Origin of the sequence: Exiguobacterium sp. s192 (assembly GCF_018618795.1) — a bacterium.
GTDB lineage: Bacteria > Bacillota > Bacilli > Exiguobacteriales > Exiguobacteriaceae > Exiguobacterium_A > Exiguobacterium_A undae.
Map to the genome: position 1 here is coordinate 424,764 of NZ_JACSMS010000002.1, position 17,654 is coordinate 442,417.

17 protein-coding genes are annotated in these 17,654 nt (G+C 42.7%); 12 read left to right on the top strand and 5 right to left on the bottom strand.

The window, feature by feature from the left end; genetic code table 11:
• Positions 1 to 16 precede the first annotated feature (16 nt).
• The gene (hfq, locus tag KNP87_RS07055; RefSeq protein WP_026833400.1) at positions 17 to 268 is read left to right on the top strand and encodes an RNA chaperone Hfq; all 252 of its coding nucleotides are present in this window, start codon (positions 17 to 19) and stop codon (positions 266 to 268) included.
• Positions 269 to 330: 62 nt separating this feature from the next.
• Here hfq and KNP87_RS07060 read toward each other — a convergent pair whose 3' ends face one another.
• Complete coding sequence (locus KNP87_RS07060) at positions 331 to 1,305, bottom strand: tyrosine-type recombinase/integrase (protein WP_119922579.1); 975 nt, start codon at positions 1,303 to 1,305, stop codon at positions 331 to 333.
• Positions 1,306 to 1,442: 137 nt separating this feature from the next.
• On the opposite strand from KNP87_RS07060, the gene hflX reads away from it, so the two are divergent.
• From hflX to KNP87_RS07100, 8 genes are all read left to right on the top strand, one after another.
• Positions 1,443 to 2,684, top strand: coding sequence for a GTPase HflX (gene hflX, locus KNP87_RS07065; RefSeq protein ID WP_026828750.1), 1,242 nt, complete (start codon positions 1,443 to 1,445; stop codon positions 2,682 to 2,684).
• A gap of 2 nt (positions 2,685 to 2,686) precedes the next feature.
• Complete coding sequence (locus KNP87_RS07070) at positions 2,687 to 3,964, top strand: methionine gamma-lyase family protein (protein WP_214721216.1); 1,278 nt, start codon at positions 2,687 to 2,689, stop codon at positions 3,962 to 3,964.
• 141 nt (positions 3,965 to 4,105) lie between these two features.
• Positions 4,106 to 4,504, top strand: a complete 399-nt coding sequence (locus KNP87_RS07075; RefSeq protein ID WP_026833397.1) for a MerR family transcriptional regulator — start codon at positions 4,106 to 4,108, stop codon at positions 4,502 to 4,504.
• Positions 4,505 to 4,549: 45 nt separating this feature from the next.
• On the top strand, positions 4,550 to 5,896 hold the full coding sequence (gene glnA, locus KNP87_RS07080; protein ID WP_026833396.1) for a type I glutamate--ammonia ligase: 1,347 nt from the start codon (positions 4,550 to 4,552) through the stop codon (positions 5,894 to 5,896).
• A 452-nt stretch (positions 5,897 to 6,348) separates the two neighbouring features.
• Entirely contained in the window at positions 6,349 to 7,875 is a 1,527-nt protein-coding gene (locus tag KNP87_RS07085; RefSeq protein ID WP_214721217.1) for an SAVED domain-containing protein, read from the top strand.
• A 32-nt stretch (positions 7,876 to 7,907) separates the two neighbouring features.
• A complete protein-coding gene (locus tag KNP87_RS07090) occupies positions 7,908 to 8,987 on the top strand; it encodes an SMODS domain-containing nucleotidyltransferase (RefSeq protein ID WP_214721218.1) in 1,080 nt (359 codons plus the stop codon).
• Positions 8,984 to 10,813: a HesA/MoeB/ThiF family protein gene (locus tag KNP87_RS07095; RefSeq protein ID WP_214721219.1), complete on the top strand. Its 1,830-nt coding sequence runs from the start codon at positions 8,984 to 8,986 to the stop codon at positions 10,811 to 10,813. The genes KNP87_RS07090 and KNP87_RS07095 overlap by 4 nt, the downstream gene beginning before the upstream one ends.
• A complete protein-coding gene (locus tag KNP87_RS07100) occupies positions 10,806 to 11,297 on the top strand; it encodes a Mov34/MPN/PAD-1 family protein (protein WP_214721220.1) in 492 nt (163 codons plus the stop codon). Before KNP87_RS07095 ends, KNP87_RS07100 begins: the two co-directional genes overlap by 8 nt.
• A gap of 566 nt (positions 11,298 to 11,863) precedes the next feature.
• Here KNP87_RS07100 and KNP87_RS07105 read toward each other — a convergent pair.
• Entirely contained in the window at positions 11,864 to 12,190 is a 327-nt protein-coding gene (locus KNP87_RS07105) for an AzlD domain-containing protein (protein ID WP_214721221.1), read from the bottom strand.
• Positions 12,175 to 12,870, bottom strand: coding sequence for an AzlC family ABC transporter permease (locus KNP87_RS07110; protein WP_214721222.1), 696 nt, complete (start codon positions 12,868 to 12,870; stop codon positions 12,175 to 12,177). The genes KNP87_RS07105 and KNP87_RS07110 overlap by 16 nt, the downstream gene beginning before the upstream one ends.
• Before the next feature lie 167 nt (positions 12,871 to 13,037).
• Here KNP87_RS07110 and dhaK point away from each other — a divergent pair, with 167 nt between their 5' ends.
• From dhaK to dhaM, 3 genes are read left to right on the top strand one after another with little or no spacing between them, the layout of a single operon-like run.
• On the top strand, positions 13,038 to 14,006 hold the full coding sequence (gene dhaK, locus KNP87_RS07115) for a dihydroxyacetone kinase subunit DhaK (RefSeq protein WP_026833391.1): 969 nt from the start codon (positions 13,038 to 13,040) through the stop codon (positions 14,004 to 14,006).
• A gap of 19 nt (positions 14,007 to 14,025) precedes the next feature.
• A complete protein-coding gene (dhaL, locus tag KNP87_RS07120; protein WP_214721223.1) occupies positions 14,026 to 14,625 on the top strand; it encodes a dihydroxyacetone kinase subunit DhaL in 600 nt (199 codons plus the stop codon).
• Entirely contained in the window at positions 14,622 to 14,987 is a 366-nt protein-coding gene (dhaM, locus tag KNP87_RS07125; protein WP_026833389.1) for a dihydroxyacetone kinase phosphoryl donor subunit DhaM, read from the top strand. The genes dhaL and dhaM overlap by 4 nt, the downstream gene beginning before the upstream one ends.
• 110 nt (positions 14,988 to 15,097) lie before the next feature.
• On the opposite strand, the gene glpK is transcribed toward dhaM, so the two are convergent.
• Positions 15,098 to 16,615 (bottom strand): glycerol kinase GlpK, encoded by a 1,518-nt coding sequence (gene glpK, locus KNP87_RS07130; RefSeq protein WP_119922585.1) that lies wholly within the window; start codon positions 16,613 to 16,615, stop codon positions 15,098 to 15,100.
• Positions 16,616 to 16,654: 39 nt separating this feature from the next.
• Positions 16,655 to 17,359, bottom strand: coding sequence for an MIP/aquaporin family protein (locus KNP87_RS07135; protein WP_026833387.1), 705 nt, complete (start codon positions 17,357 to 17,359; stop codon positions 16,655 to 16,657).
• Positions 17,360 to 17,654: the final 295 nt, after the last annotated feature.

The following is a 17,654-nucleotide window of genomic DNA, read 5'->3' on the forward strand; positions in this document are numbered from 1 at the left end:
GGGGGCACGGGGGCTTATGAAAGCGACGTACAACATTCAAGACTATTTTTTAAATCAGTTACGAAAAGATTCGGTTCCGACGACAGTGTTTTTAATCAGTGGGTATCAGTTACGGGGATTGATTAAATCGTTTGATAACTTCACGGTCATTTTAGAATCGGAAGGTAAACAGCAATTGATCTACAAACATGCGATCTCGACGTTCGCACCGGCACGGAATGTGACGTTGTATGAACAAGAATCGGAGACGGAAGAAGTCACTCGTTAAAAAAAGACGGCCGGGGGGCCGTCTGCTTGATGGAGCAACGCTACGGCGTTGCTCCTTTTTTGTTAGAGTAAATCTTTTAATTCATCAAACGCGTCGGCATACCGTCTCAGTGAAACGTCTTTATAGAGACACGTCTTCGTCAACCGTTCTTCTTTCGTCAACTCTTCTACATACGTTCCAAGGATGAAGCTGTTGCGTAACATTGACGGGGTGATGATCCGTTTATTGTCCGACCGTTCATTCAGCTGGCGCATCATCTTCGTGATCATGACGATCGACAATTGTTTCGGAGCATTTTTGCTGTAGACCCAGCGAAATGTCATCCGTGAGAAGTCAAAGGCGACGAAAAACGGATCTGTCGAATGATACCGCGGACGAACCGGTTCCGGTATCGTCTTTAAATACGCGAGCATCAGATCCTGATCGTCACGTTCGAGGTGGAGCAGGTACGCATTGCCGAGCCGGTCGTGGACCGTCATCTCGCGTTGCGCGAAATTCAAATCCTGCATCTTCAGACCGATGATGTGGTGAACCCGAAGACCGTAACGGTAAAAGAGCCGTAATATCAATTCGTTGCGGTCGATCAAGTAGGGACGGGCGACGAGTTGGTGATCCGTCAGTCCGCGGTCCGACCGGTTCGTCCGGATCAATTGTTCGTATTCAGCAAGGGACGCGACATGTTGCGGCGTCAGCTCATGCGTCGGCTGGGCGTACTCGATCAGTTTTGATTTCGTCTGACGGATTTGATAGTTGACCTGGTTGAGGACACTGACGATTCGGGCGACGGTCGCCTGTTGGTACAGTTTTTCCTCGATTAAATACTCGTTGATGAACGTTTTCCACGTCTCAATCGGAATCGCCTTAAAGTCGTCGATCGTCTCGAGTGGTTGGTCGACTTCGGTCATGTAGCGGTGGATTTCAATCAAATCGTAGCGGTACCGACGGATCGTCGAATCCTGTCGGCCGCTCGCGCTCAGGAAAAACAGATACCGTTCGATGAATTCCGGCAAAGTATAATCGAGTCGTTCTCGTGCCATAACGGACCTCCTATTTTTAGTACTTTTCTTTATGATAAACCGAACGGATGTTTCCTGTCCAAAATAGTTCAGAGGACAGGGTGCATGTGGTATGATTAGGGACGCAGAAGGTTTGTTATTTTGAAAGGAATGATTATATGTCAGAACGCGTCATCGTCGTCGGTTGTCAGCTCCCCGGTGTACCGGATCATATCTATGAAGAATCGGTCGCGGAGCTTGAAGCACTCGTTACGACTGCGCACGCCGTCGTGGTAGGGCGACTCGATCAAAAGCGTCAATCGATCGACCGCCGGACGTTTATCGGAAAAGGGAAGGTCGAGGAACTTGTCGCGTTAGCGCAGGAACTCGAACCGGATTTGATTATTTTTAATGCAGAAGTCACACCCGGTCAGATGAAAAATATCCGGATTGCTCTTGAAGATCCGGAATCGATCAAATTGATCGACCGGACACAATTGATTCTCGACATCTTCGCCGGACGTGCCCAGTCACGCGAAGGGAAGTTGCAAGTCGAACTCGCTCAGATGAGTTACCTGTTGCCGCGTTTAAGCGGTCAGGGGACGCAGCTGTCGCGGCTCGGCGGCGGAATCGGGACACGTGGTCCGGGGGAATCAAAACTTGAGACCGACCGTCGGCACATCCGTCGTCGTGTAGATGAAATCAAGAAGCAACTCGAAACATCCGTCGCCCACCGCGCCCGGTATCGGGAACGCCGGAAAGAAAACCAGACGTTCCAAATCGCACTGGTCGGATACACGAATGCCGGGAAATCAACGATTTTCAATCGGTTGACGAATGCCGACACCTACGAGAAAAACGAATTGTTCGCGACACTTGATCCGTTGACACGTCAGTTTGACTTACCGGAAGGCGGACAGATTCTGCTGACCGACACGGTCGGATTCATTCAGGACCTGCCGACGAAATTGATTGCCGCGTTCCGCTCGACACTCGAAGAAGTGCTCGAAGCGGATTTGATCATTCACGTCATCGATGCATCAAGCGAGCATTATCTCAATCAGATGCAGACGACAAATGATGTGCTCGACGAACTTGGTGCCGGTGACATCCCGCAACTCGAAGTCTTTAATAAAAAAGACCAGTTGACGGACTTGTTCACGGGCGGAAAACTGCTGATTTCCGCTCTTGATCCGGCGGATATCGAACGGCTGACCGTCGAAATCGAAAAAGCAATCAGTGAGATTCTCGAATATCTCGAGATCCGGATTCCGGTCAATGCGTTTGCACATTACAATCCGGCCAAAGAAGTGATGATGAATTTAACAGAACAATATGAAGAGGACGGCTCCGTGACCTTAAAAGGCTATTTACGCAAGGATACACGGCTCTACTCGACATTGAAACAATACGAGGTGTAAGCATGTTTACAGAGTTAACGCATTATGAAACAATCCGTCCGTTCGTCGAGCAGGCGGAGGAAAAAATCGCGCCGGGAATCCGCAAAGCGCAACAAGTCGCGGAACACAATCAGTTCCGTGTCCTGAATGCCTTTCGGGAGCATAAAGTGAGTGATTTCCACTTCATGCCGTCGACCGGTTACGGCTACAACGACGAAGGGCGCGATAATCTCGAGCGAATTTACGCGTCGGTCTTCGGTGCGGAAGCCGGTCTGTGCCGGGCGCAGATCATCAGCGGGACGCATGCGATCGGCATCGCCTTGTTCGGTTTATTGTTGCCGGGGGATGAACTGCTGTATATCACCGGAAAACCATACGATACACTCGAAGAAATCGTCGGTATCCGCGGTGACGGACGCGGCTCCTTAAAGGAGCTCGGCGTCACCTATGACGTCGTCGAGATGAAGCAGGCGGAAACGATTGACCTCGAGGCGGTCCTCGCCCGAATCACGGATAAGACAAAAGTCGTCGGGATCCAGCGCTCAAAAGGATACGCGACGCGTCGCAGTTTACCGGTCGCCGAGATTGGTGAAGCCATCACAGCGATCAAAGCAAAACATCCCCACGTCATCATCTTCGTCGACAATTGTTACGGAGAATTCGTCGAGACGATCGAACCGACTCATGTCGGTGCCGATCTGATGGCGGGTTCGCTGATCAAAAATCCGGGCGGCGGTCTTGCGAAGACGGGTGGTTATCTTGTCGGACGCCGTGACTTGATCGAACGGGCGTCGTTCCGGATGACGACACCGGGAATCGGAGCGGAAGCAGGTCCCTCGCTCTATTCGCTCCAAGACATGTACCAAGGATTCTTCATGGCACCGCATACGGTCAGTCAGGCGTTGATGGGAGCGATGTTCACCTCGAGCATGATGGAACAGTTCGGTTTCGATACGGCTCCGCATTACGCTGCTGAACGGACGGACTTGATTCAATCGGTCTCCTTCCACGCGCCGGAGCCGATGATTGCCTTTTGTCAGGCCATTCAAGCCGCTTCACCGGTCAATGCGCAAGCCTTGCCGATTCCGGACTATATGCCGGGGTATGCCGATGATGTCATCATGGCCGCAGGAACGTTCATTCAAGGCTCATCGATCGAATTATCGGCAGATGGTCCGATCCGGGCGCCGTATACGGCATATGTCCAGGGCGGGCTGACATACAGCCACGTCAAGATCGCCATCGTCTCGGCCGTCAATCAATTAATGGAACAACAACTGATTCAAACACAACAGGTTTAAAATAACTGCTTGATGTGAAAAGACCTCTGTTACCCCAAGTCGTCTGACTTGTAAGAAAGTCGTGTTAACTTTCCTTACATCTCTTGACAACTTGCCTTACAGAGGTTTATTCTCATGAAGTAAGGAAAAAGGAGGAACGAAATGGCAGACTTATCACGACAGTCCAAGCCACTATTTCCCATCGGAGTCGTTCAAGAGTTGACCGCGTTATCTGCCCGACAGATCCGATACTATGAAGAACAGGGATTGATCAAGCCGGAGCGGACAGAGACGAAACGTCGCCTCTATTCGTTTAACGATGTGGATCGCTTGCTGTCGATCAAGGAATATTTGGATCAGGGACTAAATATCGCAGGGATCAAGATGATTTTTGACAATGATCTCGTCAAACGGGAACGAGTTGCGGAAACCGTCGTTACGACGCGTCCGGAATTGTCTGATGGCGAACTATATAAACTCCTGAAAAATGAATTGAAGGAAGCAGGACGACATGGAAAAACGTCACTCATCCAAGGTGAGCTCGGACGGTTTTTCAAGTAAGCACCTGTTGCCATATAAAAAAGAGCCGGAGAGGGGATTTGTCACATGACACGTCGCAACATTACACGAGAAGACATTATGAAAATCGCTAAAGCTGAGGATGTACGTTTTATTCGTTTACAGTTCACAGATATCCTCGGTACGATCAAGAACGTTGAAATTCCAGTCAGCCAATTGGAAAAAGCACTTGATAACAAAATGATGTTCGATGGTTCATCAATCGAAGGATTCGTTCGCATTGAAGAATCAGATATGTATCTCTTCCCAGACCTCAACACATGGGTCGTATTCCCATGGACAGAAGACGGAACGGGTAAAGTTGCACGTCTCATCTGTGACATTTACAATCCAGATGGCACACCGTTTGCTGGAGATCCGCGTGGTCAACTCAAACGGGTACTTAAAGAAATGGAAGAGCTTGGTTTCTCTTCATTCAACGTTGGTCCTGAGCCGGAATTCTTCTTGTTCAAGAAGGACGCGAACGGTCGTCCGACACTTGAGTTAAACGACCAAGGTGGTTACTTCGACCTCGCACCAGTCGATCTCGGCGAAAACTGCCGTAAAGAAATCGTCATCGAGCTTGAGAACATGGGCTTTGAAATCGAAGCATCTCACCATGAAGTCGCACCTGGACAACATGAAATCGATTTCAAATATGCAGATGCGATCACGACTGCGGATAACATCCAAACGTTTAAACTCGTCGTCAAAACGATTGCGGCGAAACATAATCTTCACGCAACATTCATGCCGAAACCACTTTACGGTGTCAACGGTTCAGGGATGCACGCCAACATGTCTCTCTTTAAAGGCAACGAAAACGTCTTCTTCGACGAAGAGAACAGCAACATGCAACTGTCTGACGATGCTCGTGCGTTCACGGCTGGTATCTTGAAGCACGCACGTGCCTTCACAGCAGTCTGTAACCCGACAGTCAACTCGTACAAACGACTTGTTCCAGGTTATGAAGCACCTTGCTACGTCGCATGGTCAGCCCGTAACCGTTCACCACTCGTCCGTGTACCGGCAGCACGTGGTCTCTCAACACGGATCGAAGTCCGTTCAGTTGACCCGGCAGCAAACCCGTACTTGGCACTTGCGACATTGCTCGCTTCAGGTCTTGACGGTATTAAAAACAACCTAAAGGCACCGGAGCCAATCGACCGCAACATCTACGTGATGGACAAACCGGAACGTGTCGCAAACGGCATTGATGATCTTCCATCAACGCTCAGCCACGCGCTTGAAGTCTTAAAAGCAGATGACGTCGTCATGCATGCACTTGGCGATCATATCGCAGAGCACTTCGTTGAACTTAAAGAAATCGAATGGGATATGTTCCGGACGCAAGTCACGGAATGGGAACGCGATCAGTACATGGTCTTGTTCTAATCTCTTGAAACGTCCGAACTTTGTTCGGGCGTTTTTTTGTAACTGTAATTTAATTACAAGTAAGATTTTTTTTGTATGAACAAGAATTTTAATAACTGCTTCTGTACTGTACAAACTATAAGAATAACTAATTGAATAATTTGAATGATTTTCATTTTATAGCTTTTGTGAAAGGATATATGAAGCTTTTTTGTGAATTATTCTAAATTGAATATTGATATATAGAGTGTTATTTTTTGTTATTTGAAGAGAGTTTATAAATTTAATTCTATAAAAATTAAATTTGAAATTAGTTCAAGAATAGTGATTTGAATATAATCCTGTATAGTTAAATAAAATAAGTAACAGTATGTATTAAAATAAAATCTCTAGATCTTACATATAGCGAATTAGCTTTATTTGTGAGAAAATTATAAAGAATTAAAAAAGTATTTTTGATAGGAGTGCACATTTTGGCAAATGCAATTAATGCTCGTATACTAGGCGATGAATATCAAGCGCTTTTCTTTTGGCTGAAAGCGTGCGAAATGTTGCTTGAATATTCAAACATATCTTCTGTATCCTTTGAAGATCCAGAGATTAAGTCTTTTGATGATATCGTAATTAGGTATAAAACGCCTGTCAAAGATAGTCGTGGAAAAAGAATCTATGTAGAATATTATCAAATTAAGTATCATGTTGATTATAGAGATTATATTACTTTGGATAAATTATTAGACCCTAAGTTTATTAATGCAACTAGGAATTCTTTTTTACAAAATGTTAGGGACGCATCTGAAATTTTGAATAAAGAGGAAAAATTAGGTAATTCAATTTTAGTTACTCCATGGTCAATACATCCAGACGATGAATTAGCTAAATTAAAAATAATTGATGTAGAGAGTGGATACTTCAATTTTAAAAAACTTTTTGATGGAAAAGAACGTTCAATTGTTTCGAAGTTAAGGGGAAAGATGAAGAATCATCTTGAAATAGTCGAAGATAATGAATTAGAAAGTACATTAAAACCTATTAAGATATGGAGCAATTTTTACTCTATGGATATCTTAATTAAGCAATTAAATTCAAATTTAATATCAGTAGGGCTTAAACCTATTGATTTAACGCGAAGTTTTAATCCCTATGTGAGTTTAATCCAACGTCTATTTCGAGAGGGGACTTTAAAGTTTGATAAGGAAAGCCTTTTAAAAATTTGTAAAGCAGAAGGTTTATGGGTAGGGAGCAATATCATGCTGTCTGAGGAATTACCAATTGGCGTAAGGAGTTTTCTTAGAAAAGCGGAAAATATGGAAAATGAAACTTCAAATATGATATGTCTTATTGATTATTTTAAAGGACGTCACTTAAAATCTGATTATGACTGGAATAGTGATGTACGAGAATCTATTGAAGGTTTCATTGATCAATTTTTAGATGAAGGACGTTCTTATTGCATACACTTAGATACTCATGGCAGTGTTGCATTTACAATAGGTCATTTCCTTGATCCTAAATCAGGAGTTAGTGTCGTTCCTGTTCAAAAAGGGTTAAAAGGAAGAAATATATGGAGACCAGATTTTGATGTATCTAAAGAACAATATTCCATGTGGGACGTAGATCATCAATTAATTAATCAAGACGGTAATATCATTGTTGTTTTAATAGAAATGACACATTCAGTATTAGAAGATGTAGAAAGCTATATTGAAGATAATCATTTATCAGTAAAGTCTTTAATCAGGTTCTATTTTGATGGTGGGACAAGCCATAATGTTATTCAAGATGGAATACATGCCATGCACCTGGCTAATGAAATAGCTAAAGTACTAAACAATCTAGAGAAAAAAGATAGAGTTAAGAATTACCATTTCTTTGGAGCAGGTCCAAATGGATTTTGGTTCTTTTTAGGACAACTATCTAAGGTTTTTGGAGATATTACTTTATATGAGTACGATTTTGAGCGTACAAAGGAGTATTCACCTACAATTCACTTACCATAAAAAATCAACATTTAAAAAGGAGAATTTTTAATATGGAAGTTAAAACCTATTTTGCGGATTTTTTAAAGAATATAAGATTGACTGAAAGTCAAATGAATGATCTGAAAACTGGACATAGAACGCTTCGTAAAAGATTGTTAGAAGATGAAGAAATATCCTCAATAATAATTAATACTTTTTTACAAGGTAGTTACCGCCGTGCAACTGCTGTTAGACCTAAAAATAATAGTAAATCTGATGTCGACGTAATTGTTGTAACTAATTTGGATCCCGATAAATATAAGCCACAAGAAGCTCTTGACTTATTTATTCCGTTCCTAGATAAGTACTATGAAGGAAAATACAAAATGCAAGGTAGATCGATTGGGATTGAACTTAGTTATGTTGAATTAGATTTAGTAATTACATCTGCTCCTTCTGAAACTCAAAAAGACCTTTTGAAATCTGAAAGTGTTTCTATTTCTAAATCCGTTGAAGAGCTAAATCATTGGACACTATCAGATTCATGGACTTTTTCAAGTAAAGTGTCTCAAGAATCTTCTTCTTGGAAAAGTGAATCACTTTTAATTCCTGATCGTGCAGCTGGTAACTGGGAGCCAACAAACCCATTAGCTCAAATTAAATGGACTTGGGAAAAGAATGCTTCTTGCAATAATCATTATGTTAACGTAGTTAAGGTCCTGAAATGGTGGAAGAAATTAAATCCTTTACCAAAGTATCCAAAAGGATATCCGTTAGAACATTTAATAGGAACTTGTTGTCCGGATAATATATCATCTATTGCTGAAGGAGTTAGTTTAACACTAGAAAATATTGTGTCTAAATATCCTTCAAAACCAGAACTAAAAGATCATGGTGTAACAGAACATGATGTCTTCAAACGCATTACTGAAGAAGAATATCAAGAATTTTATAGCCATGTGTCTGAAGCTGCTTTACTAGCTAGGAGTGCTCTTGACTGTGAAGATCAATTAGAGTCAATAAAACTGTGGAGAGAATTATTTGGATCTAAGTTTCCAGAGCCACCAAACGGATTTAATAAGTCAGAAAAAAGTGCATTTACTCCTAGAACTGAACCATCCTCTTCAATATCTGGCGGGAGATTTGGATGAATACTAATAAAGTTCCAACTGATTCGCTATTAAAAGGTCGTAGGGCGACTGAGTTTATAAAAGAAATAACTTTAATAGATGATTTACAGTGGAACGAATCTATTAACAAGTGGATTCTCCATTGTTTTCTTTTCTCAGATAAAATAGAAAAATTTACATTGCCTCAAAAAACAGAGTGGTATATTTTAATTGACGATGAATATCCAATGGGTAATATCAGTTTTTTTCCTGCAAAAACTAATAGTTTCACCCAAACCTTTCCGCATCAGTTATTTAATGGTGAGGGGAAAGAAGAATATCCATGGCGCGACGGTTTATTATGTCTAGATACAAATATAAGATCACTCGGTTTTTTAATTGAAAACATTGAACCGTTTGAAGAAGATGCACGCTTAGTTTGGTATGTAGATAGAGCGATAAAATGGTTAATCGCTGCTTCGCTAAATAAGCTTACAGGCAAAGATGAGTTATTTGAACTAGTTGATTTTCCTGAAAATTCAGCATTAAAAATAGGTTTTTTAGAAAATTATCAAACATTTCAATATTGGAATAATATAGATACTAAATTTGGTATTGCTGAATTCTCTTTAATTCTACCAGGTGTTTTTTTGATAAGAGAATTCAAAAAAAATAATGGACAGTACCTCAGAACTGTTAAATGGGGAAAGTATGCTTCTCAATTTAAAAAAATTGAAAGAATTTTAGGTTCATGGATACTTTTAGATGAAATGCCATATTTGAAACCATGGCAAGCACCTTCAACATGGGCGGAGTTAGACCAAATTTGTTATCAACAAGGTGTAAATTTATTAGAATTAGTAAAATCTTTAAAGAAAAGACAAAATCATTGTAATAAAATTGCTCATATACTATTGGTTGGTTTTCCTGTAAAAAATAAAATAAATGGAGAGAATTCAGAGATATTCTGGATGGGTATTGAAATACCTATTTTATTTAAATTTGAATCAGTAATTAATAGGGTTAAGGTAAAAGATAAGTCTATTCGGTCAAATTTTCAGACTTATCATATAAGTAAACATCAAAAAATTAATTGGATGTATTCGTATAATTGGTCCAAAGAAGCAGTTATGAGCCGTGGGATTTTACCTGAAACAATTACTTCGTCTAAAATTTTACAGATTGGTGCAGGATCTCTTGGATCTTCTCTAAGCGAAATTTTAGTAAGAAGTGGAGTGGGGAAATTAGGTATTATCGATTTTGATTTACTAGAGATGGGTAATCTAACTCGACATAATCTTTTACTAAGTGATTTAGGAAAAAGTAAAGTTGAAGCCCTGGTCCATAGGCTAAATCAATCTTCTTTGCATGGAGAAGTTGTATCATTTCATGGATCTATACAGACTAATTTGAAACATAATGAAAAAGAATTAGAGAAATATAATGTGATTTTAGACTGTACAGGTGAAGATGAAGTGTTGACCCGTTTAGGAAATTATCAATGGTCAACTCCGAAGAAATTTATTTCTATTTCATTGGGCTTTGGTGGAAAACGCTTATTTATTTTTTCATGCACAGGTCTAAGTTTTCAAAATGAAGTTTTTAAAAAAATGATTAATCCTTGGTTAATAAAGGAACAAAACGAGAATAAGGATGAAATATTTCCACGGGAAGGATTGGGGTGTTGGCATCCATTATTCCCAGCTAGAATTGATGATGTGTGGTTAATGGCCTCAACAGCTGTTAAAAACCTTGAGTCAGTATATAAAAATCAAAATATAGCTTTCCTTAGTGTGTATGAACAGCAAATAAATAATGGGAATTTTGAAGGGATAAAATTAGTTAAGGAAGAGGAATTTAATGGATAAACTAATTTTTAAAGATGAAAAAAAAATGTTTGAAATTAGTGTATCACAGGATTTAATAAATCAACTCTATAAAATATGTGAAAGTTCCTTACCTAATGAATCAGGAGGTATTTTAATTGGGAATTATACAAAAGATTGTAATCTCGCTGTAATTTGCCAAGCACTACCACAACCACCTGATTCAAGAAGTGGTACGACATGGTTTTTTAGAGGTATAGAAGATGTTAAAAATAAACTAGATTTATTGTGGGAGGAGAAAAGACAGTTCTATATTGGGGAATGGCACTATCACCCTAATAATAGTTCTGAATTAAGTCATCAAGATATTAAACAAATGATTTCTATCTCCAATGAAGAATCGTATAAATGTCCCGAACCAATTTTAATGATAATAGGAGGAAATTCTTTTTTTTGGGAGAATAGCTTTTATATATTTCCAAAAGGAAAGGAATATATTCGGCTAAAGAACGAAGTGAAGATGTAAGGTATTCTTAGTTAAATTTATTGTAACAAAAAATAAAATATAGCAACAAATTATACAAAAACCTTCATTTCATTTTAGCAATGAGGGTTTTTGTATAATTTGTTGAAATACAGTAGATGTACTGGCTCCTTTAAAAATTCTATGAACAGTTTGTGGGTTCTTTAATTCTTGTGATAATGAAAACTATCATCACTTGAAGCGTTATTTTTTGACTCGATGATTTGTCCAAAACCTTTTATTACGTCTTCTTCGCGTCCGTGAAGACGCAATAAAAAGTGGGATGAAAAAATCAGAATGTTGAAAGCGTTTTTTAGATAACTATTAAAGTTAATTATCATATCTATGATTTAACTCTAAATATATTTCAACATAAAAGTTGTATAGGAATTTACTTCAAGATGTGTGATTTGAGTTGAAGTTGCATCTGTTCATAAATAGTTTTTCATTTTTTAATTTAAAGAGGTGTAGTATATCGATTTGTCTGAGTAAAAAAATAGATTATTTATATGCAATATTCTTAATGGGAATAAACTTACTCAAGTCGGAAATGTTGTAACTTTTTTTCTTTATAGTACAAAACGAAATGTTGCCATTGATATAACTCCAATTATAACGCTCCAAGAAAGACTCTTACTGGTCAGTGCGACCAGGACTGTCGGAATGGAGGCTGCAAGGTGGAGAAGGGATAGTGTTGGATAGCCTCCATTTTGTGCTACTAATAAGTTTTGAAAAAATAATGCACTTAACAAACAAACTGGAATGAACGACAACCACTCGGTCAACAGACGGGGCAACGTCAATCCATGCATCAACAAAAACGGCAAAATCCGTGGGATCAATGTGACAAGACCACAGGCGGCGAACAGGATTAAAAGCTCTAAGCGGATTTCCATCGTGAGATCACTACTCCTATGCTGGCGGCTACCATCGTCGCAAACAAAACAGCGAGTTCCGGTGAGAGGTAGCGCATCGATATGTACAATAACAAGAAAACGAGAACCAGTAAAATTCCGTTCAAGGCAACACGTGAGCGTTCACTTTCAAGTTGCAGGTACAACAAGCCGATGAACATCGCTGTCAAGGCAAAGTCCAGTCCGAACCGTTCCGGATCCGGGAACCAACTGCCGACGAGCGCACCGAGGACGGTCGAGGCAATCCAACTGAAGTAAGCGGTCAGATTCAACCCATGCATGAATTTAGCATCAATCTGTTGTTTTAAGGAAGTATTCATGGCGACGGCAAACGATTCATCGGTCAGCAGGGCGCCGATTCCGAACTGGTCAAACCGGTTCTGGTTTCCGACGCGCGGAGCAAGTGTCATACTCATCAGAAGATGCCGGGAATTGACGATAAAGGTCGTCAAGATGATGGCGGAAAAAGGGCTGTTTAACAGCAACAGACTCGTAATGATGAACTGAGCTGCTCCAGCATAAATCAAGATGGACATCAATCCGATTTCAAGCGGACTGAGTCCGGCGGCACGTCCGACGATACCGGCGGAAAAACCGATTCCAAGGTAACCGAGAACGGTCGGAAGACAGGCTTTGACACCTGCTTGAAACGAGCTGGTCATATGGCAGGACTCCTCTCAATCTAGTGTGTTATCAGCATAGCATTCCGAAAACCGATTGGAAATGAAGTGGTCAATATTTTCATATGTTTCCTTGACATAAGTCGCCCCAATTGGTGGTAAAGAGTAAGTGGTACGGCAAAAATTCGTTAGACGAAGGAGCGTTCAAGATGGATAAATTAATGCAAGATGCGAATCGGTTTGTCTCGGATATGGTCGATGGTCTCGTTTTAGCACATCCCGATCTTTATGCAAAAGTCGACGGAGTCAATGTCATCAAACGGAAAGAACCATTAAACGGAAAAGTGGCACTTGTATCCGGTGGCGGAAGTGGTCATGAACCGGCCCATGCCGGATTTATCGGTGACGGGATGCTGGCAGCAGCCGTTTGCGGCGAAGTCTTCACTTCCCCGACACCGGATATGGTCTTAGAAGGAATCAAGGCAGCAGACGGTGGAAAAGGGGTTCTGCTCGTCGTCAAAAACTATTCCGGTGACGTTATGAACTTTGATATGGCGAAAGAGTTGGCAGAACTCGAAGACATCGAGGTCGAGACGGTCATTGTCAACGATGATATCGCCATCAAAAAAGAAGAGGACCGCCGAGGTGTCGCCGGGACGATTTTTGTTCATAAGATTGCCGGAGCAGCGGCAGCAGAAGGCAAGTCGCTGGCGGAAGTCAAAGCGGTCGCGGAAAAAGTCATTGCCGGCGTTCGCTCAATCGGAATGGCTTTGTCACCTTGTTATATGCCGGAGAGCGGAAAACCAGGCTTTGATCTTCATGAAGACGAGATGGAAATCGGGATCGGGATTCACGGGGAAAAAGGACTCGAACGTAAACCGATTGCATCCGTCGAAGCGATTGTGACGGAATTACTGGATCGACTGACAGCGGAAGTATCGGATAAAAAAGTCGCGGTGATGGTGAACGGAATGGGTGGAACGCCGGTTTCGGAACTGTATATCACGTACAAGTATGTCGCCGAGCAACTGCAGGCAAAAGGGTATGACATCGTCCGACCATTCGTCGGCAACTATATGACATCGCTTGAAATGCATGGTTTCTCGATCACTTTGCTACCGGTGGACGACGAACTGGTCGGCTACTTGGACGCTAAAACAAACGCGATTGGATTCTAACTAGAAGAGGTGCAGACAGATGAAGTTATCAACGGAAACATTTCGGGAGGCATTACTCGAAGCTGCAAAACAAATGGAGCAGCATAAAGACGAATTAACGGATCTGGATAGGGAAATCGGTGACGGGGACCACGGTATCAATATGTCCCGCGGCTTCCAAGCGGTTCAGAAGGAACTCGAAGCGCAGACAGAGTATGAAGATCTCGGCGCGTTATCCAAACAAGTCGGGATGACGTTGATCAAAACGGTCGGAGGCGCTTCCGGACCACTCTATGGGACGGCGTTCGTCAAGTTTGCCGGAGCCTTCAAAGGAAAAACCGAAGCGGAAGGCGATGAGTTGGCAGCTGCTTTCAAGGAAGCGACGGACGGGATTAAGATGCGCGGAAAATCGGAGTTCGGACAAAAAACGATGGTCGATATCTGGACGCCGTTTTATGAAGCGCTCGAGCAACAAGCTGATTTAAATCAAGCGCTGGATCAAGCGTTGACAGATACGAAAGAACGGGTCGCAACAAAAGGACGGGCGTCTTACTTTGGCGAGGCGACGGTTGGCGTTCAAGATCCCGGCTCGCTGTCTAGTGCCTTGTTGTTACGTGCGATTGTGGAGGTGCTTCGATGATTAACTTGATTTTGGTTTCCCACAGTGAGAAGTTAGCTGCTGGTCTGAAAGAATTATTGGCTGAGATGGCACCGGATACGCCGGTGTTACTCGCAGCAGGACTTGCAGACGGTAGTATCGGAACCGATGCATCACGGATCGAAGAAACGATGAACGAACTGACCGATGACGGATTGATTTTAACGGATATCGGTTCAGCGACGATGAATGCAGAACTTGCGCTCGAGTTATACAGTGGAGACCGGAGTGTGCAGTTCGTCGAGGCTCCGCTTGTCGAGGGTGCTTTTTTAGCAGCAGTCTTAAGCGGACAATCCAAGTCACTAGATGAAATCGTCACCGGCGTGAAGTCTGAGTTTGGATGAACGTCTCTTAGAGAAGACCAAAACAAGCGTGCTCCAGAACGACGGAGCACGCTTGTTTCATGGAGTATAAAAAAACTGACGTTCCGCTGGGGAACGTCAGGTACAACAAGTTACGCATTAACTTCTGTTTTGCTTGGTTTAAACGCCATCGTCGCTTCAACCGCTTTTTGCCAACCGGCATAACGCTTTTCACGATCGTTTTCTTCCATCTCTGGTTTGAACTGACGGTTGAGTTTCCATTGCTTTTTGATTTCCGCTTTATCTTTCCAGTAACCAACGGCTAAGCCGGCAAGGTAAGCAGCACCGAGGGCAGTCGTTTCGTTGATTTCTGGACGATCGACCGGTACACCCAGGATATCTGACTGGAACTGCATCAAGAAGTCATTTGAAACCGCACCACCATCAACACGTAATGTTTTCAGTTCGATGCCTGAATCTTTTTCCATCGCTGTCAAGACATCACGTGTCTGATAAGCAAGTGACTCCAGTGTCGCGCGGACAAAATGTTCTTTATCCGTACCGCGCGTTAAGCCGAAGATGGCTCCGCGAACGTCGCTATCCCAGTAAGGTGCACCGAGTCCGACGAAGGCAGGGACGACATAAACACCTTCTGTTGAATCAACTTTTAACGCATAGCCTTCTGAATCCTTCGCGTTTTTCAACATCCGTAAGCCGTCGCGCAGCCACTGAATCGCTGATCCGGCAACGAAGATTGACCCTTCAAGTGCATATTCGACTTTACCGTCAACACCCCAAGCGATTGTCGTCAGTAGACCGTGGTCAGAAGAAACAGCCTTTTCACCGGTGTTCATCAGCATGAAGCAACCTGTGCCGTACGTGTTTTTTCCTTCACCCGGTTCGAAACATGTTTGACCGAAGAGGGCAGCTTGTTGGTCACCGGCAATACCAGCAATCGGAACTTCAAAGCCGAAGAAGTGATACGGAACCGTATTGTCATACACTTCACTCGATTGACGCACTTCTGGCAACATTGATTTTGGAACCGTCAAGATTTCAAGCAACTCGTCATCCCATTTTTGTTCGTAAATGTTATACATCAATGTTCGTGACGCATTCGTGTAGTCCGTGATATGCGTTTTGCCGCCGGACAATTTCCATACGAGCCACGTATCGATTGTACCGAAGAGCAGTTCTCCGTTTTCCGCTTGTTCACGTGCGCCTTCGACATTATCAAGAATCCATTTGACTTTTGTTCCCGAGAAGTACGCATCGATCAATAAACCTGTTTTATCGCGGAATTTCTGGTTGAGACCTTGTGCATTCAACTCGTCACAGATACCGGATGTTTGACGGGATTGCCAAACGAGCGCGTGATAAACCGGTTTACCTGTTTCTTTGTTCCAGACGACCGTCGTTTCACGTTGGTTCGTGATGCCGATACTTGCGATTTGACTAGGCTTAATATCAGCCGATCCGAGGGCATCTGCCATGACTGCAAGAATCGAACCCCAGATTTCATTGGCATCATGTTCTACCCAGCCTGGTTGCGGGAAGTATTGTTTGAACTCCCGTTGTGCCGAGTTGACGATTTGACCATCGTGATCAAAGATGATGGCACGTGAGCTGGTCGTTCCTTGGTCGAGTGCTAAGATATACTTGTTTTCCATTGTAAAATCCCCCTTGAGATATAGGTGTCAACACAAGAATCAGTTTTGCAGCAATTGGTAAAGCAGGACGGCAATTCCACCGCCGACGATTGGACCGACGATTGGAATCCACGAATAGCTCCAATCAGATGAACCTTTTCCTTTAATCGGCAAGATGGCGTGGGCAATCCGCGGACCAAGGTCACGGGCCGGGTTGATGGCATACCCTGTTGTACCACCAAGCGAGAGACCGATGACGACGACAAGAAGACCAACGATAAGTGGTTTCAGTCCGTCACCGAACGTCGTCAGACCAAATGACAGAATTCCGAATACCAAGACGAACGTACCGATGATTTCCGAAATCAAGTTTGAAGGCGTGTGACGAATCGCAGGTCCGGTTGCAAACACACCTAATTTTGCTGCTTGATCATCAGTCGCTTCAAAATGTTTCATATAATGAAGCCAAACAAGTACGGCACCGATGAATGCTCCGATTAATTGACCAGCGATGTAGATAGGTACATCAGCCCACGGCAAATCGGAATTCATGGCAAGCGCCAATGTCAACGCAGGATTCAGGTGTGCGCCACTGGCGGCAGCAATATAGGCTGCAGTCATGACGGCGAGACCCCAAGCAAATGTGATGACGATCCAGCCGCTGTTCTCAGATTTCGTCTTTTTCAAGACAACCCCCGCAACGACCCCATCCCCGAGCAAGATCAGAATCATGGTTCCAATCAGCTCACTAGTAAAGTTACTCATGCAAAAACCCTCCCTTTGGATTAAAGCAAATATTGGCCTTTCTATTTAAAACTACTCCGAAATGAGAACGTTTTCAATACAATTAATTGAAATACTCGAATGAAATTTCCTTAATTTATGTTTAAAAATTTGAAAAGTGGATACAAAAACACCTTTTGTTCATTTTGTTGAACTGAACCCTGAATGGTGGACACTTGATAAAAGACCCCATTCGGGGTTTTTTGTGTTTAAAGAAATCGATATACTGTACCTATTCAATTTAGACGGGAGAACTATTCATGAACAGACGCACCTT